This is a genomic window from Candidatus Viridilinea mediisalina (assembly GCF_002532535.1).
GTDB classification, from domain to species: Bacteria; Chloroflexota; Chloroflexia; order Chloroflexales; family Chloroflexaceae; genus Viridilinea; species Viridilinea mediisalina.
In genome coordinates this window covers 40,128-61,285 of sequence record NZ_NQWI01000013.1, presented here as the reverse complement: position 1 = coordinate 61,285, position 21,158 = coordinate 40,128, and the positions used below count along the sequence as shown (strand labels likewise).

Here is a 21,158-nt window from a genome sequence, read left to right as displayed (position 1 = left end):
TATGATTGATATGTAGGGTGTACGAGGGTCTCAGGTGCCCTTGCATGTTCCCGCTACCGAACGGGATAGATTGAACACCCGCATATGCTTTGTACATGGTAGACAACTTCTGGAAGGAGGCAGGCGATGGTCAACGACCAAAAGCGTGCCGAAGGACTACGCCACCTCCAGCGTGGGCTCGCCTTTGAGCGGGCTAATCGCGTTGCTGAGGCGGTACAACAGTACCGTGAGGCAATTGCGTGTAACCCGCATCTGCGCGAGGCCCACAATGCGCTTGGTTTCTACTACCAACGCAATGGTTTGCTGGCCAAGGCTGCGGAATCGTTTCGTACGGTTGCGAGCCTTGATGGTGACTTCTTGGCCTATTTTAATCTCGGGTATGTCTTGGTTGAATTGGAACGGTACGATGAGGCCCTGACCGCTTTTGCCCAATGTTTGAGTCTTGCACCGGAGGATTCGGCGACCCACTTTGAGTTAAGTTTGATCTATCTGAGCCGTGGTGAGTATAGCGATGCAATCAACCATTTGCAGTTGCCCTTGGAGAGTTACCCCGAAGATTGGGAGGTGCATAATCTGCTTGGGCGCTCTTTGCTGGGCATGCGGCGCTACGATGAAGCCGTAGCCGCATTTGGACGCTCATTGCTGCTTGCTGGCTCGCCCTATGCTCAGGCTGAAGTGATTGATAACATCAATACCGTTGAACGCTACCGTGAATTTCGTCAAGTCAATACGGTCAAAGACCAACTCTATGCCGACGAGGGCGTGATCTATTTGGGTTCAGCCGCTGATGATGGCTTGCAGTTGAGTGAGACGCAGGATTTTCACTTTACCTACCCGGATATTGCGACTACGATCCAGCGCCTCTTGGCCTTGGCGGCGAGTGCCAATTGGCACTTTACGGCGATTGTTGCCGCTGATACGCTTGCCCGCCCATTGGTGGTTGCGCTTGCCGAACTCCTTGAGCTACCTGTCCGTACCGCCGAGCAGTTGGGCGAGAGCGACCGGATTCTCCTGGTCTTTGCTGTGGCACGCGAAGCTGAACTGTTGCTGCGTACAGTTGAACATCTGCCCTGCCAAGCCACCGCCTTTTGTCTGGGCCTCAATTGGTTGCGCCATAGCAAGCTGATGCCCGACCTCGTGGGCATCGCTGCCCGTGGTGTCTGTAGTGTCCCCTGGGAAGGCGAACTGCGACGCTTGCGCGCCGATGGCGCCTCGCCCGACTATGTGCGCCAATGTATCGCCCAAGCGACCAAGACGATCGTGAAGGCTGTGCAAGATACCCCCCTAGACCCCAATTTGCCCCGGCAGGTACGCTACTATACGCGGAGCCACCGGCGCGTCAATGTGATTGGGCGCTGATCATTGCTCAAACGCAAGCACCACAAACGCTTCTACCTCTGCAACCCGGCGCAACTCAGGAAATTCCGCGAGGCGTTGTTCAACCTCGGCCCATGCGGGCGCACGCCAACCATTGTATTCGTTGGTGTCGAGGATCAGATAGGTGAACTTGCGCCATGCGAAATAGTCAACCGAACGCTGATCAGGAAAGTTCAACGCCATTGCTGCAAAATCCTGATAGGCCCGTGGTTGATGCGCGGCATGCATGTAGGCGGGGAGTTGTTTGGCGTGGAAGAGCGAACCAAAGATGGCTAGATCGTTGATCAGGGGTTTATCTACGGGCAAAAAGGCTACCGCAAAGTCGCCCTCTTGAGCTGCGAGCCAGTGATCGATGCTGCGTGGTCCGAGGGCGCTTGCAGGTAGCGGCCCTGGCATGAGATCGAGCAGCAGCAAGCCAAAAACTAGCGTAGCGAGTATGCGTTGTCGCCATAGGTTACGCTCGCGGGCCAAGAGGTAGCGTAGCCCAAAGGCGGCAAACATGGCAACAAAGAGGATCGTAATGATCCCAAAGCGCGACCAGACACGCATCATGCCCAAGCCAGGCAGGTGTGCCAAGTAGTACGCAGGTAACCAGAAGGGATCATTGCGCTGGAGCGGTTCGTTGTTGATCCAAAGGTCCGTACCGAGCGCAAAGACCAGTGCGGAGAGCGCCGTGGCCCCCCAGACGAAGGCGCGGCGTCGTCCCTGTGCTTCGCGCATGAGCCTCCAGAAGCCGATTCCAGCGAGCAGCAGTGCCACAAGACTCACATAGAGCGTCTTTTCACCGGCATAGGGTTCAGGGCGCAGCCGTTCCACCCAATCACCCCAGAGCGGGTGCAGGCTTGAGGGCAGCAAAAAGTTTAGTGGGTCAGCCGACCATATGCGCGTTCGTCCAACCGCAAATGGTGTGAAGGTGTTGGCCCCCAAGACGCTCAACGATGGAAGTGCGCCCACAAGCGTGCCAAGCAATACACTTGCCGCAATGCGCCAACCATGCAGCAGCAGAAAACGCACATCCGGCAGAATCGCGTAGAGCGCATAGAGCGCACCACACACCAGGCTCATGATCAGCAGGTATTGGGACGAACTCGCCAATAGGGCGGTAGCGATGCCTAAGAACCAGAGCGAACGCTCCCGCTTGGCCCGTGTGTTCAGACAGTGATCGAGCGCCCAGAAGAAGATCGGTAGCATCTGGGTCGTGACAATGTTGGCATGACCAAGGCTGCGCAGCAGGCGAAAGGGGGTTAACATAAAAGCCGTACCGGCAAAGAGCGCGGCAAGGCGACTGCCGGTAAGCCGGTGGGCCCAGAGGTAGGTAAAGTAGCCCGAAAGCAGGTGGCTAAAGAAGATGGCGAGGTTATAGCCAAATACCGGCCCAAGCACCAGGGTTGCGGGTGCCAGCAGCAAGTAACTTAGATAAGGCCAGTCGTTCGATGAGAGGGGCAGGCCGTCAGGGTAGTTTAAGCGTGGATCGATAAAGGGCGATGCGTCTAGCAGGAATGCCTGAGCCGACCAGCCCACCATATAGACATAATGAATATTGTCGCCAAGATCACCTAAGATCAGCTCGCGCGGCTGCGGCAAGACCGACTGCATTGCTACGAGGGCCAGGCCTACATACCAGAGCAGTACGAAGGCATCACGCCGCAACACGCGCACGAAGCTAGATAACATGGATCGCAGCATACCGGCTATTGCTCATCAATGGTGATGCCAAGAATCATCTCGCCGGGTCGGGCTGCATCAGCCGGGTTCATGGGATCGCGTAGCGGAATACCGTCAACAATCGCTTGTCCCTCGATCACCCGCCCGAAAATGGTGTAGTTGGTCCGCATGCCCGTCTCATCATTGAGCCAAGGGGTTACATCAGTGGTGATGAAGAACTGCGAACCGGCACTATCAGGATCAGTCGAACGGGCCATTGCCACCAGGCCCGGCTGATCAAAGAGGATCTCGTCGGTAAACTCAGCCGGAATGCTATAGCCCGGCCCGCCCGTCCCGTCGCCAAGCGGATCGCCCCCTTGGGCCATGAAGTTGGGCAGCACCCGGTGCCAAGTCAAGCCATTGTAGAAGTTGTTGTTGGCCAAGAAGACAAAGTTGTTCACCGTCTGCGGGGCAATTTCGGGCAACAACTCAACGATAATCGCACCGCGTGGGGTGATAATCGTAGCAATGTATTCCCGTTCAGGATCGATGCTCATTGGCGGTGGCCCTGGGAAGTTGTAGCTGGTTGCCGTGGGCAATGAGCCTATCGCAGGTTCAGCCGGTAACTCCGGTTCAGAGATCGTCTCTAGCTCAAACTGATCATCTGACTCTGGGGCCAAGGGCGTATCTGGTAGCGGAGTTGGCACAGCGGCAGTCTGCTCATTTGCCCGGTTGAAGAGCAGGACGCCCAGCAAAACAAGGATCACGACTACGACTAAGGCTGAGATAATCCCTGGCAAGGGACTCTTTGGTGGTGGAGTAGTACGACCTTTGGAACGTGGTGAACTCATCGGATTTCCTCTTCAGTAACATTCAGCATAGAAGGTGCAAAGGGTGGCACAAGCGCAAGCATTATATAGCAATTATGCAACCCGCTGCACCAGTGCAGGCGCACGCTGGGCCAATTCGTGGCGCAGGCGCAACAGCGCGAGATCGCCCGCCTTCGCTTCGAGCATGAGGTCAAACGGGGGCAGCCCATGGGCGGCATGCAGGAGACGCTCAAGATCGCTGAACGCAACATAGTCGGCATGTTGCCCAGGACGGGGCGGGAGGATGCGGGCTGCTTGGCCTGCCCGTGCGGGCAAGAGGTGCGCTTCGCCCCGTTGGCTACTCAGATGCACTTCGGGGCGGACGCTGGGCGACCATGTGGCTAAGGCTAAACCCAAGGCGAGGTCGAGGGTTAAGCCTTCAGGGTTGTGCAAGGCCCAATGCAGCGCATCGAAGACAATGGCTACGCCACACTGCTGGTGCAGCATGAGCAACTGGCCCAAACTAGGGCCGCTGCTGCCATGCTCAATAGCCAGACGCTGCCGCGCTTGTGCTGAGAGCGCGTGGTAGCGCGTGGCAAAACGGTGGTAGCTCTGCGCCTCGCCACTTGGGGCGGCCAAGTGGACCACCATGATCCCCTCGATAACCTCTGGTGGGCGCGCCGCATCAAGGGCGGCTAGGAGTACTGCGGTGGCCTCAATTATCGCGCTGGCCGCTGCTGCGTGGCTTGCATCGCTGCTCGCTAGGCTCAAGTTGGTGGGCAGGTGCAGGCTGATGCGTACATGGTTTGCGGCTAAACGCTTGGCCAGGATGCGAAGCAGATCACTACAGTCGGCCACTTGGCGCATCCCATGCTCTGCTGGCAACACGAAGGCCGCCCGGTAGAAGCCTACCCCAATCTGCCCCAGGTAGCTCACCATATCACCCAAGCCAGTCAGGGCGATACTCAGGTGTTGCTGGTCGCTACGCCCGCCACATACCAAGCCCGGACGCCCTAAGGCGCGCACCGCAAAGCCGAGTCGGATCACTGCACCCTCCATCTAGTCGGTATCGTGTAGACAGTATACACGCTATCGCTTAAACAGGCAAGCCTTTGCCTTACCGCGCTCCTTGAATCTGCTGGGCATGCTATAATCTTCAGAAGTGGCATCCTTCGTAGCCCGGCAGGGAAGGAGTCTTGCAGTGCGCTATCTCATCCGTTGGGCCGCAGTGGCAGGTTTGTTGCTGCTCTTGGCCCTGCCTAGCCTCGTTCAGGCTCAGGGGAGCCTGTTTATTGATGATCCCGATGGACGCTTGGACGAGGCCGCAGTTCGTGCCGCCGCGCAACCATTGCTTGCCCGAGGCGCAATGCTTGCCATTTATATTGTTGATAACGATGGCGTCTATGACTTTGATGATCGCTTAGTTGCTGCTGGTTTGCAGTCACCCGATGGTGCTTTTCGCTCCAATGGGCTGGCAATCTACTATGAGCTTGGTGATCGCTGGAGTGAATTTGCCTTTGGAACGCAGTGGAATCCCGCTCTTGCAGTGAATGATAACCACGAAGCTATTCGGCAAACGGTGCTTGATCCCAAACTTGATGTGGGCGACTTTACTGCTGCGGTGGTGAATACCCTGGGGGCATTTGAAGCTGCTGCGGCGAACCCACCCAGGCCGGGCGGGGTAACCGTCAACGATTTCTTCTGGCCTGCCCTGGTTGGCGGTGGTGTTGCCGCTACTGGCGGCGGGGTCTATGCCTATCGGCGCAGACGCCAGACCCTTGAGGTTCGGGCCAGGCTCGAAGAACAACTGAAAGATGCCCGTGAGCAGGCGAGTGCCCTGATTACCAATTTGGGCATGCGCTTCCGCGCACAGGAGGAGAAGGCTAAGTTTGATCGCGTCTCCTATGCTGCCGGCGATGTTGATCGCCTCAGAGTAATGCAGACGCAAGTCTCTCAAGCCTTTATCCAAGTCCAGGATCGCTTCAAGACAACCGCCGAGGAGCTGAATCGCCGTGAGCAGCCAACCAATGAACAGCTAGAACAGGCGACCGCAGGCTACCAGGGGGTGCAAACCCAAGCCGAGCAGGTGCAAGAGCAGATGCGCGCAATTGAGGAGTTGCGGGCTAAACTCGACATCGAAGCCCAAGCGGCACGGGAGGCAATTGAACGCGCAAAAAAAGACCTAACTGACGCTGCCAATCAGCTTGAGGCGTTGGGCAACGCTATGGCCAATCCGGCGGCTGCCCTCCAATCCGCCAATGAGCAGATGGCGCACGCTGAGGCGGCGATGGAGCGCTATGAAGCCATCCCCGCCACCCAAGCGGCCCAAGCAGCGTCAGAACTAGCCCAAGCGATTGGCCATGTTGCCGAGCGTCTCGGTACAATCATGCAGCAGTTCGCCGCTGAACGCAGCGCTGGTAGCGCCGTTGTCGAGCAGGGCTATCGCCTTGATGCTTCCCACGCAGCCATTGATGCCGGAGCGGTTGCCCTCACTGCCGCCGCTACGGCCCTGAAGTCGCGTCAAGGCCCAGCCGAGGCAACCCCCCACCTTGAAAAGGCTGAGGAGTTGTTGCAGCAGGCGATTGCAAGTGGCAGTGGCGCTCCTGCGTTGCGCGCCGCCAATGCAGAGCGCCTCGCTGAGGTGGAGGCTTTGGGCGAAGCCACTTCAGCCCGCATTGATGAGGGGCTTGCAGCCTTTGATCAGGTAGATGAGTTTGCTGAGAGCAGTTGGAGCGATATTAGTGGCAATGATACTGAGGCTCAGGCCGCTGCTGATCGCGCCCAAGAACATTGGGAATTGGCCGCTGCCGCCAATTCGATGGAGCAGCAACAGTTTCTTGCTGCCCGTAACCATTTGGAGTCTGCTACTGCTGAGTTGGAGTTTGTTGAACAACTGGTTGATGCGATCATTACGCGCCTCAATGATATCGAAGTAGCCCGTGATGGTGCTCCCGCGTTGCTGGCTGAAGCTGAACGTAGCCTCAACGATGCCATTGAGTTTGTGCGTTCTAATGATGACGATGTCGGCCAAGAGCCTGAGCAGCAGATCCGCGAGGCAACTCAGTATCTCAATCAGGCTAAAACCGAGGCTCAACAGGACAAACCCGACTGGCTGCGCCTCTCTGTTGCGGCCAGTGCCGCCGACCGCCTCGCCGATGCGGCTCTCGCCGGTGCCCGCGATGAAGCCGTCAGCATGGATCGCATGCGTCAGCAGATTGCCAAGTTGCGCCCCCTTGCGACCGCTGAGGTTGCGAAGATTGCGAGATATGTCACGCTCCACGGCCAAGACATTCAGGCTGAAACCACAGCGGCAGTGAAGAACTTGGTGCAGCAGCATGAACAGGCCCAAGCCTTAGAGCGTCAAGCTGAAGAGCGCATTGAAGACCAGCGCCGTGATGCTCTTGAGCAGGCGCTGGCCCTCTATGCCCGCATCCAAGGCGAGGGCGAGGGGGTCTACCAACGGGCCTTCGCTGATGTGCAACGCCTTGAGCAGTTGCGTACCGAACTGAATAAACACCTGACCGACGCGCGACGCGCGCTTGATGAGGGCGAAAGCATGGTGCGCCAAGCCCGTTCACACGCCCTTGCAAGTGATGTCCAAGTGCTCCAGCAGTCACGTGCCAGCTTTGACGCGATCCGTATGCCCATTACCGGCCAAGCAAACCTTGAACAGACCGTAGCGTTAGCTCAGCGTATCGCACGGGAGGCACGCGAAGCGAGTGCCAACGTGCGTCGGCGCATCCCGCGTAGCTCCCCCAGCATGAGCAGCCCTGGCCCGATCTCTAGTGGTGGTTGGGGTAGCAGTAGCAGTTGGAGTAGCAGTAGGGGCAGCAGTAGTAGCCGCAGTAGCGGCAGTTCCTCATGGGGCAGTCGCGGCGGCGGCGGTGGCCGCGTCGGGCGTAGTGGTGGCGGTGGCCGCGTTGGGCGTGGTGGCGGCGGTGGCCGTCGGCGCTAAAATAAGGCTAATACCATTTACGATTGTAGATTGCAGATTGCCGAACATGGCGTCCCAATGGGCGTTAGCGTTCTTGATCATGCGGCATGTTCAAGGCTCATTGGTATAACATCGTTCATGCGCCATCTTGGGGTACTACTCTTCTATCTTGGGCTCGCTGTTGCCTTAACCTGGCCACTCGCTACACACCCCGGTAGCCTCGTGATTGGTGGCTACGAGAGTCGCAATTTTGCCTTTGAGGATGCCTCACAGAATATCTGGAATGTCTGGTGGGTTGGCCACGCCCTCATTGAGGGCAAGAACCCCTTCTGGAGTGACATGCTCTACTATCCAGAAGGGGTTCAGTTCTACTTTCAGACCCTCAATCTCGCCGGGATTGTGCCGGTCTTGCCGATCCACTATGCCTTTGGCCCGGTAGTGGCCTATAGTTGTGCCATTCTGCTCGCACTGACCCTGACGGGCTATGCGGGTTTTCTGCTGGCGCGGGCCTTTGTGCCAAGCATGGCGGTTCCGCTCTTCGCCGGGGCGCTCCTTACCGCCAGCCCCTTCCACCTGATGAAGTTGCAGGGCAACCACCTGAATCTGCTGAGTATGCAGTGGATGGTGTTCTATCTCTTGGCCCTGATCTGGCTCGACCAGCGACGTGATCAACGTTCTGCCTTGCTCCTTGCGCTGCTTGCGTTGCTGGTGGCGCTCACCGACTGGTACTGGGTCTTCGCTTGTGCGCTCTTTACGCTGGCTTGGTTGGGTTTTGGCTTGGTGCGTCACGCAGCCCCACAGGCTCAGTTGCGGGCCTATGGGTGGTTTGTCTTCTATACATTGATGCTGACAACTCCTCTGCTGTTGGGCATCTGGAGTGTGCGTGAGAGTCTGCAACTGAACCCGGTGGCAGGCGAGCAGTGGTGGCGTGGTGAGAATGAACACTTCTCTGCCGATGCGCTTGGGCTCTTCTTTCCCGCCCTCTGGCCCTTTTTAGCGCCTGAAGAGCACCGCAGCATCCTTCAGGCGCTCACGCCACATACGCCCCCGCAGTATGGCGCTGAAGCCTGGTATGTGGGGGCGGGATGGCTCATGCTGAGTTTGGCCGCCGTTGGGGTCTGGTATGCAGGCGCACTCCGTTGGCGCTGGTTGTTTGTTGGCGGCTGCATGTGGCTGCTTTCGCTGGGCCCAACCCTGACGGTCGCAGGTTTCAAATTGGGCATCCCTATGCCCTATGCCATCCTGCAGGAGTTGCCGTTACTCTCAGTGGCGCGACGCCCTAGCCACTTCGCGGCATTGTGCATCGTTGTGCTCATGATCTTTGCTGCCATTGGTCTGCAACAGAGCTTGCAGAAGCTCAACCAACCCATGCGTAGCATCTTGTTCACCAGCCTGATTGCGCTTGCCATGCTTGAACTCTGGCCCAGTTCGTGGATTCACTATGAATTCAAGACCCCAACCTTCCTTGAAAACATCCGTCAGGAACCAGGGGCTGTTGCCGATCTTCCCTATGAAGCCCTCTGGACCAGCCGTGCGCTACGCCACCAAATTGTACACCAACAACCCATCTTGGGCGGCTATGTCGCACGCCGTCCAGCCTACCCAACGCTCACCCACAATCCGCTGCTTGGTCAAATTGGATCGCTGCAAGCGTGGAAGCATGATATTATCCCCTTTGATGCCACGAGCTTGCGTGCGATGCAGTGCTACTATCGCCTGCGCCATGTGATTGTGGATCGGGCAACGATGAGCACTGAAGAGTTGCACTCCTTGCGCGCAATCCTCAAAACCCTAACTGGCATGCCACTCACTCCTACGTATAATGATGGTAGCTACATTGTCTACCAACTGCCACTCTTTGCGACTGCATGTCGGCCCTTCATCTTGCTTGATCCCGATTGGTATGAACTGGAGCGCGACGACGCACAGGTCTGGCGTTGGACTGGAGCCGAGAATCGGCTTTGGCTCGTCAATCCAAGCGAGCAACCGCGTACCATCAGGCTCCAGCTTGCAGTGGATGGCCAGTACGAATCCAGGAGTGAACTCTGGGCCGGCCAGGAACTCCTCGCTCGCTGGGATACCCTGCCGGCGCGACGTGACTATACCCTCGTCTTCATCATACCCTCCGGGGCAACCCAGCTTACGTTGCGTTCAAGCACGCATGCTGAACCTGATACTTCCCGACAGATCGGCTTTCCAATTACTGCGTTATGGGTAGAAGAGTAATTTATGACGAAACAACCAATTGCGATGGCGTTGGCCAAGGTGGTGATTGCAGCCGCGTGGGCCGATGGCCATTTGGCCAATGAAGAGGTCAATAGCCTCAAAAATCTCCTCGCTGAACTTGGGCAGACTGGTGGCCACGGCGAGATGGCGCTAACCATGGAGGATTGGGCCGAGTTGGATATCTACCTCTATTCTCCGGTGGGCACCGCCGAGCGCCGCCGCCTTGTGGCCGAGTTGGCCGCCGTCATGGAGACGCCTGAGGAGCGCAATATGGCGCTGCGTGCGCTTGATCGGCTGATGGCTGCCGATCGTGTCCATACCGAGGAGGAGCGCAAGGTGGCCGAAGAGGTACGGGCGGCGCTCAGTCGCGCCGATGCGGGCCTACTCTCCGGGCTAGGTGCGCTACTCAGGCGCAGCATCGGCTTGCCCCCGCGTGGCGCTCATGGCCCCAACCGCGAAGAATTCCTCGAAGAATTTCTGCACAACCGGGTCTACTACGCGGTGCGCGTGCGCCTGGGGAAATCACCCGCTGAAGGCTTAGGGGTGCCCGCGATTGAGGCGCGGAAACTGGCGCTCGCGGGCGGCATCATGGCCACCGTGGCCCGCGTTAATGACCGGGTAGATGACGTGGAACGCGAAAAGATGGTGCAAGCGCTCATGCAAGGTTGGGAATTGGATCGCACGCGGGCCGAGATTGTGGCCGAGGCGGCCATTACTGAGAGCGATGGCAACCTCGACACCTACATTCTCACCTACGAATTTTCCCAGATCACCAGCGTTGAAGAGCGGCTACGCTTTCTCGATGCACTCTTCGCCGTTGCCGCCGCCGATGGGCCAATCACCAGCGAAGAGAGCGCCGAGATCAGCCGCCTCACCACCAGCATCCGCCTCGAATCGCGCAACTTCGCTGAGGCGAAACGGCGTGCCCTGGGGGAGTAGGGGGGAGTACCATTTACGATTGCAGATTGTAGATTGCAGATTGCCGAACATGGCATCCCACTGGGCGTTAGCGTTCTTGTTACGATTGTAGATTGCAGATTGTAGATTGCAGATTGCCGGACATGGCATCCCACAGGGTGTTAGGGAAGCAGAAATTTTTAAGTACCCCAGCAGCCTGTTATGCTGAATAGTCCATGGGCGGGCATCGTAGTGCCGACGTTAGTCGGCTGAGGTCTTTGCCAGCGATGGGAAGCCGACTAACGTCGGCACTACCTACGACGCAAACAGGAACGTTCCTACGAACCTTCGCTCAGGGTGGCCAAGCAACGAGGCAATCAACAACATCCGCTTCCCTTAATCCACGGAGGAACAATGTCAAACACTATACTATTTATTGTCTTTCTCACTGTAATCACAATAGTTATATATATTGCGATTAAAGAGCGGAACGGTACACGAGACCATCTCGCGCATGATGAGTGCAATCATCAATGGGATCCATATTACAACTCTAAAGAAGTTGCTGATATATATAACGATGGTTTGAACGCCTATACAGATCGATATATTTGCACTAAATGTGGCAGAAGAAAAAAGGGAGAGAAATATTATATTTGAGAAGGAATAGAAACTTTGTTTATTCTCTAGTAAGCACCCATGAGCCTGCAATCTGACATCGAGTGGACTGATGCGACCTGGAATCCGGTGACCGGATGTACCGAGGTCTCGCCAGGCTGCGATCACTGCTATGCGCGCACCTTTGCCGAACGGTTTCGCGGCGTACCCAACCATCCCTACGAACAAGGCTTTGACCTAAAACTCTGGCCAGAGCGCCTCACGTACCCGCTCCAGTGGAAGAAGCCGCGCCGCATTTTCACCAACTCGATGTCGGATCTCTTCCATCGCGATGTGCCCGATGCCTTCATTCTGCAAGTCTTTGCGATTATGGCCCAGGCCCATTGGCACACCTTCCAGGTGTTGACCAAGCGATCAGCACGTCTCGTGCGTATGGTGCCACAGATCAGTGAACAGTTGCGACACCACACTGGCCGCAACGCAACCTGGCCCGCCCACATCTGGCTGGGCGTCTCGATTGAGACGATGCAGTACACCTGGCGCGCCGAGCAACTACGTCAGGTGCCCGCAGCCATTCGCTTCATCAGCGCCGAACCGCTGCTTGGCTCGCTGCAAACCCTTGATCTCACTGGCATCCACTGGCTTATCGCTGGCGGCGAGAGTGGCCCCGCGCACCGCCCGTGTGATCCCACCTGGGTGCGTGAACTGCGCGATCAGTGCCAAGCAACAGGGACAGCCTTCTTCTTCAAGCAGTGGGGCGGGCGGACGCCAAAACGTGGGGGGCGTCTGCTCGATGGGCGTACTTGGGACGAGTATCCTCAACATGAGCCAGATGATCTGCAAACGCGAGAAGTTGCCTGAGCAGCCCTTTGCACGGCACCAAAGCCCTTGAGCGTATCATACCATTTACGATTGCAGATTGTAGATTGCAGATTGCAGATTGTAGATTGTAGATTGCAGATTGTCGAACATGGCGTCCCAATGGGTTTTAGCGTTCTTGATCATGCGGCCTGTTCAAGCATGAGACCTAGCAGGTGCGGCGCGGAAGGCTCTTTGGGTACCACGAGCGGCTGCACGCGCCCCACCTGCTAGGTCAGGTGCATTGCTCTTGGTTCATTGGAGCGCGTCAAAAACCCTTTACACACCAATCATGGGCCCTTGGCACCTCAGACCCGCCAGGTGGAGCGTGGTGGCAGCGTTGCCATCCTCTCCGGCAATCTACAATCTACAATCTACAATCTGAAATGGCATCACACCACATCCCCCTCCGCCCGCTCGGCGACGCTGCCGATGCTGAAGTATTTGGCTTCGGGGTGGTGTACGACGATGGCGGCGGTGCTCTGTTCGGGGATCAGTTGGAAGGCGCTGGTGAGGCTCATGCCGATCTGTTCGACTGGTAGGATCGCGAAGAGTTTGGTGTGCTCTGCGAGATCGGGGCAGGCCGGGTAGCCCCACGAGTAGCGTTTGCCCCGGTTTGGGCCTAAGCCCAGGCTCTGCCGCACGACCCGGTTGGTCTGCTCGGCCAGCGCTTCGGCGAGGCTGACGCCCAGCCCGTGGATGAAGTAGCCCCGGCTGTAGTCGCCTTCGTTCTGGAGCGCGGCGGTCACTTCGTCTATGCGCTGGCCCATGGTCACCACCTGGAAGGCGGCGACATCATACTCACCACTCTCGACGCTGCGGAAGTAGTCGCTCAGACAGAGCCGTTCCCGTTCGGGCTGGCGCGGGAAGCTGAAGCGGGTCAGTTCGCGGCTGCGCTCGGCAGGATCGTAGACGATTAGGTCGTGGCCCGCCGATTGCACCGGGAAGTAGCCGTAGGCCACTTTGGGCTCCAACCAGCCCTCACGCTCGGCCTCGCGCATGAGCTCGCGCACCTTGAGCTCAAACTCGGCCTTGAGCCGCTCCCATTCTTCACCCTTGGCATTCTTTGCGCCCCATTGCAGGCGGTAGAGCGCGTTGCGATCCAGGCAGGCCACAATGTCGTCGAGGCGGATGCGTTGGGTTGCTTGCGCCCCCCAGAAGGGCGGCGTGGGCACCGCAATGTCGCGGCTTACGTTGGAGCGCACGTCGTTGGCCCCCATGCTGGCTTGGCCCAATGCCTCTAGCGCGACCCGCCCGGTGGGGCGGCGGTTGAGCGCATTGGCCGCTTCGCTCAGTGTGGCATGAACAAACTGTGCCCGCTGCTCAGGATCGCTCAGGCGATCCATGGTCTCAAGCCCCTCAAAGGCATCTTTGCAGTAGAAGACGCCCGCTTCGTAGGCTGCTTCCTCACCCACAAAGCTGATGCGCTGGCCATACTGCCGGTTGATCGCCGCACCGCCAATCAGTACCGGGAAGCTGAGGCCGCGCTTGTGCAACTCCTGCACGCAGAGGGGCATCTGTTTGCTGGTGCTGACCAAGAGCGCCGAGAGCCCAATCGCATCCGCGCCTACCTCAAGCGCCTTCTCGATGATCGTGTTGATCGGCACCTGTTTGCCCAAGTCGTAGACGGTGTAGCCATTATTGACCAGAATGGTCTGCACGAGGTTCTTGCCAATATCGTGAACGTCGCCGTAGACGGTGGCGAGTACCACTTTGCCTTTGGTGCTGCCTTCGAGTTTGTCGAGGTACTGTTCGAGGCGCGCCACCGCTCGCTTCATTACCTCCGCCGATTGGAGTACGAAGGGCAGAATCAGTTGCCCCGCGCCGAAGAGGTCGCCCACCTGCTTCATTGCGGGCAGCAGTACATTGTTGAGTACCGCCACCGCCGCTTCGCCTTTGGGCGTGGTGGCGTTGCTGCCTGCCGCCAGGATCGCGGCGGCAAGATCGTCCGCTTGCTCAAGTCCCATGCGCTGGGCCACGGCAAGATCAATATCGGGCTCGATGCCCTCCTTCTTGCGGTTGAGAATCTTCCAGTGCAACCGCTCGTCCACACTGAGCCCCGCCGTCGGATCAATCCGCTCCGTCTCTTTCGTAGCGCCGTGCTGCTCAAAGTGGCTGATGAAGCGCGCCAAGGCATCTTCGCGCCGGTTGAAGATCAGGTCTTCGCAGAGTTCCACCTCTTCAGCGGGAATCTGGGCGTAGGCGGTGATATGGGCCGGATTGATGATCGCGCTATCGAGACCAGCGGCGGCAGCGTGGTAGAGAAAGACCGAGTTGAGTGTAGCGCGGGCATGGGGCGCGACCCCAAAGCTCAGGTTGCTCACGCCGAGAGTCGTGAAGCAGCCCGGAATCTGCTGCTTTACCAACCGAATGCCTTCGATGGTCTCAACCGCAGCACCGCGTAGCTCCTCTTGGCCGGTGGTAAGCGGGAAGGTGAGCACATCGAAGATCAGCGCTTCGGCGGGCAGGCCATACTCGGTGTGGGCGATCTGGGCGATGCGTTGAGCCACCTCCAGCTTACGCTCGCGGGTGTGGGTCATGCCCGCTTCATCAATCGTCATCGCCACCGTCGCCGCGCCGTAACGCGCCACCAGCGGCAACACCTGATCGATCTTGGCCCCGCGCCCGCCTTCAAGCGAGACGGAGTTGACCACAGCGCGGCCCGGATACATCGCCAAGGCCGCTTCCAGTACCTCTGGTTCAGTCGTATCAATCACGAGCGGCAGCTCAATATTCATTGTGAGCTGCTTAATCAAGCGCACCATCTGCTCACGCTCATCGCTGCGTTCGGTCATCGCAACACAGACATCGAGCATGTGGGCGCCGCTATCCACCTGTTCGCGGGCCACCTCAAGCACACCGTCGTAATCATCGTTGAGCAGCAGCCGTTTGACCTTACGCGAGCCAAGGGTATTGACGCGCTCGCCAATCATGGTCAGCGTACCATCCTGGCGCAGCGCGGCGGCACGAATACCGGAGGAAGCACTCGGCTGGTAGGCGATCTGACGCGGCTTTGGGGCGCAAGCATCACCCAACTCTTGGCGCAACCGCGCAATATGGGCGGGCGTCGTGCCACAGCAACCACCAACCACGGCCACGCCATACTCGCGCACAAACTCACCCAGAATGCGCGCAAAGGGCTCCGGTTCCATCGGATAGACCGTGCGTCCGTCCACTTCGAGCGGCAGGCCAGCATTGGGCAGACAGGAGACGAGCTTGCGCGCATGGCTGGTGAGATACTCAATCGCGCTCCGCATGTGTTCAGGGCCGGTGGAACAATTGAGACCAATCAGATCAATCGGCAACGCCTCAAGCGTAGCGAGGAACGAGGCCACATCGGTGCCAAGCAGCATACGCCCAGAGAGATCGAGGAAGACCTGCGCCTGCACCGCCACATCGGGGCGTTGCAACTCCTCCTTGGCGCGGCGGATGCCATCAATTGCCGCCTTCACCTCCAGGATGTCAACCGAAGTCTCAACCAAGAGCACATCCACGCCACCCATGATCAGGCCAACCGCCTGCTCACGAAAGACCTCACTCAGTTCAGCGAAGGTAATATCAGAGAGGGCGGGATCATCAGAGGAAGGCAGCTTGCCGGTCGGCCCAAGCGAACCCGCGACAAAACGGGGGCGACCATCCTGCGCTGCAAAGCGGTCGGCAACCCCACGCGCCAACGCAGCAGCCTCACGGTTCAACTCCATCGTCCGCTCAGCCAGCCCCCACTCCTCAAGGCGCATACGCGAAGACTGGAAGGTATTCGTTTCAACCACATCAGCCCCAGCCTCAAAGAACGAAGCGTGGATCGCCGCAATCACATCGGGGCGCGTATGGGCTAAATAATCCCGATTTCCAAACGTCTGTTCACCACCATAATCTTCCACTGAAAGATCGAACGTATCAATACTGGTGCCCATCGCACCATCAAAAAGCAACACACGCTGGCGCAACGCCGCAAGGTAGGGGGACTGAGGCTCACTCACGCTGATGAATCTCCTTTGGGGGGGTGGGAGGCTACGCCTCTCCCGCAAAAATTTTGTTCCGTTTTTGCGGCTTTGCCGCAAAAACGGAACAAAAAAATTAATATTGGATCAACGAAAAGACACTATGGGGCGCGAGCTTCTCGCGCCCATTGAGGAAAGCCAACTCAATCACGAAGGCCATCTCAACGATACTGCCGCCGGCTTGCTCAACCAGCTTGGCGGTGGCTTCAATCGTTCCGCCGGTAGCAAGCAGATCATCAACGACGACGACGCGGGCACCGGCATTGAGCGCATCGCGGTGGATTTCGAGCTTATTGGTGCCATACTCAAGGGAATACTCGATCTGGAAGGTATCGGCGGGCAGCTTACCGGGCTTCCGCACCGGCACCAGGCCCAAACCGAGGCGCAGGGCGAGGGGCGCACCAAAGATAAAGCCCCGCGACTCCACCCCAACGATGGCATCAAGTTGCATGCCACTGTAGCGATCCACCAAACTGTCAATAACCTGCTGGAACGCTGGGCCGTTGCCAATCAACGTTGTAATGTCTTTGAACTGAATACCGGGCTGCGGAAAGTCAGGAATGTTCCGTACAAGGCTCGCGAGATCAAGCTGGGACATAACACCTCCGTGAAGGGCACAACGGTTGCTTTACCATCTTGCGAGGATGCGTGAGGCGAAGCGGCGAGAGCTTCGCCTCACGCATCCTCGCGTCCTCGCAAATGGTAACGTGGTTACAAACCATCCCTCAGGGGCCATTATACCATCCTCTCTCTTCGCGCCATTTCAATAGCCGCGAGGAGTTGGCAAGAATGCCGAGGTCGGGTAGCGACTGGGCGGCTGCGGCGAGCATTGGGGGCAGAATGCCGCTTGCCGCGAGGCTCAGGCCGATCAGATTGTAGGCGGCGGTGAAGCCCAAGTTGAGCCGGATCACGCCCATGGTGCGTTGGGCGATGGCAAGGGCTTGTGGCACGAGCCGCCAATCGTCGCGCATGAGCGTGATGTGGGCCGCTTCGAGTGCAATGTCGCTGCCTGCTGCACCCATGGCGATGCCGATGTCGGCCTGAGCCAGGGCGGGGGCATCATTCACCCCATCGCCAACCATCACGACCGTGTAGCCTTCGGCTTGGTAGGCTTGCACTGCGGCGATTTTGTCTTCGGGCAAAAGATCGGCCCGATAGTCTATTGTTAGCTCGTTTGCAAGGGTTGCCGCGACCGCTGCGTTGTCGCCGGTGAGCATCTCGATCCGTTTGATCCCCAAGCCACGGGCGCGCTCTAGGGCAGCGGCGACTTCAGGGCGCAAGGTATCGGCGGCAGCGAGCAGGCCCGCAAGCTGACCGTCAATCGTAACATAGAGCAGGCTCTTACCCTGAGTTGCGAGCTCGTTGCCAATCTCAGGCGGTAAGCGTTGCAGCATGCGGGCGTTGCCAACCGCGATCTGCTGACCTGAGACGATGGCCCGTACCCCTTGGCCAGGAATAGCACTGAAATGCGCGGCCTCTGGCACCTGCAAACCGCGTGCGTGGGCCGCGTGGCGTACCGCCTCAGCCAAGGGATGTTCACTGCCCTCTTCAGCAGCGGCGGCGAGCGCAAGCAGTTCGTCGCTGCTCCAAGTAGCCAGCGGCAACACATCGGTAAGCTGCGGACGACCTAACGTGAGTGTCCCGGTCTTATCTACCAACAGCAGATCTGCGCGTGCCAGTTGTTCAATATACTTGCCACCTTTGATCATCAGCCCATGCTTGGCGGCAGCACCGATACTAGCGAGCATCGCAATGGGCGTGGCCAACGCAAACGCACACGAGCAGGCAACCACAAGCACGGCAGCGGTCGCCAGTGCATCGCCGCGCAGGATAAAGGTCAGCAGCGCAACCAGAATGACCACCGGCAGGTACCAGGCTGAAAAGCGGTCGGCGAGGCGTTGCACCTCAGCCCGATGAGTCTCGGCCTCTTCAACCAGGCGAATCACCTTACCGAAGGTACTATCGGCCCCAATGCGCGTCGCACGCAGACGCAGGCTCCCAAACTGAATGATGCTTGCGGCAAAGACGGGGGTTCCGGGCATAGCTTCGATAGGCATACTCTCGCCCGTGATCGCAGCTTGATTGACCGTAGCTTGGCCCGTAAGCACCTCACCATCCACCGGGATTTGTTCACCAGGACGCACAATCACGAGATCGCCGGGTTGAACTTCATGGAGCGGCAGCATGAACGTTGTGCCCTCGCGTTCAATCCGAGCCTGTTGCGGTGCAAGGGCCGTCAGGTTACGCACGGCACGGCGGGCTCGTGCAGCGGTGAACTGTTCGGCATACTCACCAATACGCATAAAGAAGACCACCACGGCAGCAGTGGGCCATTCGCCAACCACGAGGGCCGCAAGAGCGCCCAGGCTCATCAGGGTATGGGCCAGCACCTGACCACGTCGAGCGGCGCGCAGAACATTGGCAAAGAGCGACCAGCCCGCGAGGATAACGAGCGCAGCGCCAAGCCAAAAGGGTACTTGAGCAGTGAGTGCAGCAAAGAGACCAAGCCACTCGCCAAGGACTACCACGAGCAGGACAGCACCAAAGACCAAACCAAAGAGGGTCAGGACTTGGTTGGCAACGTTGGGCCCATGGTGCGGGGGGGCATTGGGCGCGTGTTGGGTTGCATCGGTCGGTACATGATAGCCAGCCGCCTCCACCGCTTGCGCGAGGGTCTGGCGATCCACAGACTGCGGATCGAGGCGCACCAAAGCCTTTTCGGCAGCCAGCAATACCTGCACCTCTGCGACACCAGGCAGTGCGGCTAGGGCCGTCTGGACATGGTGCGCACATTCGGCGCAATCCATACCCACAACCCGTAATTCCAGCGTCTGCAAGCCAGCGTGGTTGCGAAAGTCATCACAATTCGGGTATACTACTGCTGCCGTGTTGGTTGGTTCGCCTTCTGTTTGTGGAGAGAGCATATGGCTAGTATCTCGACTTGGCTTGGTACCGCACTGATCGTCTTAGGCGTGGGGGGATGGATCGCTACCGGAGCGGGCACTGCCGCCATCCCAGCCATCTTTGGGCTACTCATGTTGATCGCAGGATTACTCGCCCGTCGTCCAGAGGTTGGCAACACGGCCATTCTGGGGGCAGGCGTGGTAGCGTTGTTGGGCATGCTTGCCCCCTTGGGCAACGTTGCTCGTCTCATTGGCGCACAGAGCTTCGGCCTGAACGCCGCAACCTTCAGCAATGTCGCAATGGCGGGCCTCTGTGCCGCCTTCCTCTGCTTGTGGGCCTTCGACACCATGGCCAAGCGCGATGGCAAGAACGGGCTTGGGTTGTAAGCGCAAGGAAATAGGAAATAGGGCTGAGGCTTCAGAAAACCTATTTCCTATTTTCTCGTTTCTGTATCCTTCTCTTAGCGCACAACTGTAAAGTAGACACTAATGCGTGCCCCACTCTCGAGGCCGCGCATATGAATACCATAGACGCCGGGCAATGAATCTTCAGGTACCCAGAAGATCGCTTCAGACTGTACCCCAATCTGCCCGGAAGCATCGGCTTGATCGCCGACAAACATCAGGACATAGGAGCCATCGGGTTCCGTCAGCCACTGCTCAACCATTTCGTTAGGCCGCAAGCCATGGCCCGTGATGCGCACGCGGGTGCCCGGGTTGACCTCAGCCGGGGTAGCATTGCCATTCATGTTGGCAGGACGGGGTGTACCTGGCCCAGCAACAAAGGCGCGGGTTAGGCGGAAATGGGCCGCCGCAACCGTTTCACTGCTTGTGCCCTGCATCACCGCGATATAATTGCCCTCGGGCAGATCAGTGGTGTCAAACCCAAGCCATGCCGTATCCTCGTCACGTTCTACCCATTCATGATCAAGGGGGATACTCTCACCCTCAGCATTGGTCAGCCATGCGCTAATCCGCTCATTGGGGTCAAAGCCAGCCCCATAGAGCAAGAAGGGTTCACCTGGAGGTGCGGCCAGCGGCATAATGAAGGCATCGCCCTGGCGGGGCAGTTGGTCGTGGATCAACTCGCCGAGCGGAGAGGGCGGTGGGGGCGGGCCGCTTTCGGGGAGTTGCGTCGGAGCCAAACGACGGCCAAGGTGGCTAATCAGCACACGCTGGCCGGGGGGCAGCTCAGGCCAATACTCGAAGCGTGCCTTCTCGAAGTACTGAACCGTATGCCACTCGCCATTATCGAGAACCTCTTGGATCTCTTCGCTAATCGGGTAGCCAAAAATGCGCTCGGCACCGCGCGTCTCCCAAATCTCTTTGAAGCCAAATTTGATAATATGCTGTGTCTGAGGGATATAGCGGAAATTCTCTGAGTTCTCAATTGGCGGCACCTTGGGGAAGACCCGACCCTGGGTAAACTCAAGCCCCAAGTTACCAAGCTCAACGCGACTCTGGCCGCCTTCAGTCACCAACTCAAAGCGTGCCCGTTCAAACCACTGGATGATGCGCCCATTGGGGCCTTGATACTCGGGGGTGATGGGGAAGCCAAAGTTAGGAATCGAACCATTAGCCTCCCAGAAGGCCCGAAATCCGCCCCTGATACTGTGGCCTGTCTCGGGAAAGAAGCGCTCATCGGTTTGGGCCTGAACCTGAACCGGAAGGGCGCTCAACAGCAATGTGGTTACTACGATCAACGCCAGTGCGCTTTTGAGCGCAGCGAACCTGAAGCTATGGGCCATAGAGACCTCCGCGCATATCAAGAGTCTACTACAAACCGTAAAGCAAAAGCACCATGTCTATGCTGCAATGTTGCCTTATTGATCCTCATGATAGCTTTACACATGAGTGAATGTCAAGGCTAGAGAGGGAAGGGAAGCAGGAG

13 protein-coding genes are annotated in these 21,158 nt (G+C 58.3%); 6 read left to right on the top strand and 7 right to left on the bottom strand.

Features of this window, described 5'->3' with window-relative positions:
• The first annotated feature begins 126 nt into the window (after window positions 1-126).
• The gene (locus CJ255_RS04700) at window positions 127-1,359 is read left to right on the top strand and encodes a tetratricopeptide repeat protein (protein WP_097642936.1); all 1,233 of its coding nucleotides are present in this window, start codon (window positions 127-129) and stop codon (window positions 1,357-1,359) included.
• Here CJ255_RS04700 and CJ255_RS04695 read toward each other — a convergent pair whose 3' ends face one another.
• The 3 genes from CJ255_RS04695 to CJ255_RS04685 all read right to left on the bottom strand — a co-directional run bounded on the left by CJ255_RS04695 (window position 1,360) and on the right by CJ255_RS04685 (window position 4,877).
• Window positions 1,360-3,051 (bottom strand): DUF6311 domain-containing protein, encoded by a 1,692-nt coding sequence (locus CJ255_RS04695; protein ID WP_097642935.1) that lies wholly within the window; start codon window positions 3,049-3,051, stop codon window positions 1,360-1,362.
• A 17-nt stretch (window positions 3,052-3,068) separates the two neighbouring features.
• Window positions 3,069-3,872, bottom strand: coding sequence for a peptidylprolyl isomerase (locus tag CJ255_RS04690; protein ID WP_097642934.1), 804 nt, complete (start codon window positions 3,870-3,872; stop codon window positions 3,069-3,071).
• 72 nt (window positions 3,873-3,944) lie between these two features.
• Window positions 3,945-4,877 carry an apurinic/apyrimidinic endonuclease family protein gene (locus CJ255_RS04685; RefSeq protein WP_097642933.1) on the bottom strand — a complete coding sequence of 311 codons (933 nt, stop codon included), beginning with the start codon at window positions 4,875-4,877 and terminating at the stop codon, window positions 3,945-3,947.
• Window positions 4,878-5,031: 154 nt separating this feature from the next.
• On the opposite strand from CJ255_RS04685, the gene CJ255_RS23345 reads away from it, so the two are divergent.
• The 4 genes from CJ255_RS23345 to CJ255_RS04665 all read left to right on the top strand — a co-directional run bounded on the left by CJ255_RS23345 (window position 5,032) and on the right by CJ255_RS04665 (window position 12,366).
• Window positions 5,032-7,785: a coiled-coil domain-containing protein gene (locus CJ255_RS23345; RefSeq protein WP_097642932.1), complete on the top strand. Its 2,754-nt coding sequence runs from the start codon at window positions 5,032-5,034 to the stop codon at window positions 7,783-7,785.
• A 57-nt stretch (window positions 7,786-7,842) separates the two neighbouring features.
• Window positions 7,843-9,990, top strand: coding sequence for a DUF6311 domain-containing protein (locus CJ255_RS04675; protein WP_124681815.1), 2,148 nt, complete (start codon window positions 7,843-7,845; stop codon window positions 9,988-9,990).
• A gap of 3 nt (window positions 9,991-9,993) precedes the next feature.
• On the top strand, window positions 9,994-10,929 hold the full coding sequence (locus CJ255_RS04670; RefSeq protein ID WP_245863194.1) for a tellurite resistance TerB family protein: 936 nt from the start codon (window positions 9,994-9,996) through the stop codon (window positions 10,927-10,929).
• Window positions 10,930-11,586: 657 nt separating this feature from the next.
• The gene (locus tag CJ255_RS04665) at window positions 11,587-12,366 is read left to right on the top strand and encodes a DUF5131 family protein (protein ID WP_097642930.1); all 780 of its coding nucleotides are present in this window, start codon (window positions 11,587-11,589) and stop codon (window positions 12,364-12,366) included.
• Window positions 12,367-12,755: 389 nt separating this feature from the next.
• On the opposite strand, the gene metH is transcribed toward CJ255_RS04665, so the two are convergent.
• The 3 genes from metH to CJ255_RS04650 all read right to left on the bottom strand — a co-directional run bounded on the left by metH (window position 12,756) and on the right by CJ255_RS04650 (window position 19,288).
• Window positions 12,756-16,277 (bottom strand): methionine synthase, encoded by a 3,522-nt coding sequence (gene metH / locus CJ255_RS04660; protein WP_439100138.1) that lies wholly within the window; start codon window positions 16,275-16,277, stop codon window positions 12,756-12,758.
• A 163-nt stretch (window positions 16,278-16,440) separates the two neighbouring features.
• Complete coding sequence (locus tag CJ255_RS04655; protein WP_097642928.1) at window positions 16,441-16,962, bottom strand: adenine phosphoribosyltransferase; 522 nt, start codon at window positions 16,960-16,962, stop codon at window positions 16,441-16,443.
• Between the two features lie 127 nt (window positions 16,963-17,089).
• Window positions 17,090-19,288 carry a heavy metal translocating P-type ATPase gene (locus tag CJ255_RS04650; protein WP_174714050.1) on the bottom strand — a complete coding sequence of 733 codons (2,199 nt, stop codon included), beginning with the start codon at window positions 19,286-19,288 and terminating at the stop codon, window positions 17,090-17,092.
• Between CJ255_RS04650 and CJ255_RS04645 the strand changes: the two genes are divergently transcribed.
• The gene (locus CJ255_RS04645; protein ID WP_097642927.1) at window positions 19,289-19,654 is read left to right on the top strand and encodes a hypothetical protein; all 366 of its coding nucleotides are present in this window, start codon (window positions 19,289-19,291) and stop codon (window positions 19,652-19,654) included.
• A 74-nt stretch (window positions 19,655-19,728) separates the two neighbouring features.
• Here CJ255_RS04645 and CJ255_RS04640 read toward each other — a convergent pair whose 3' ends face one another.
• On the bottom strand, window positions 19,729-21,015 hold the full coding sequence (locus CJ255_RS04640; RefSeq protein WP_097642926.1) for a hypothetical protein: 1,287 nt from the start codon (window positions 21,013-21,015) through the stop codon (window positions 19,729-19,731).
• Window positions 21,016-21,158 lie beyond the last annotated feature (143 nt).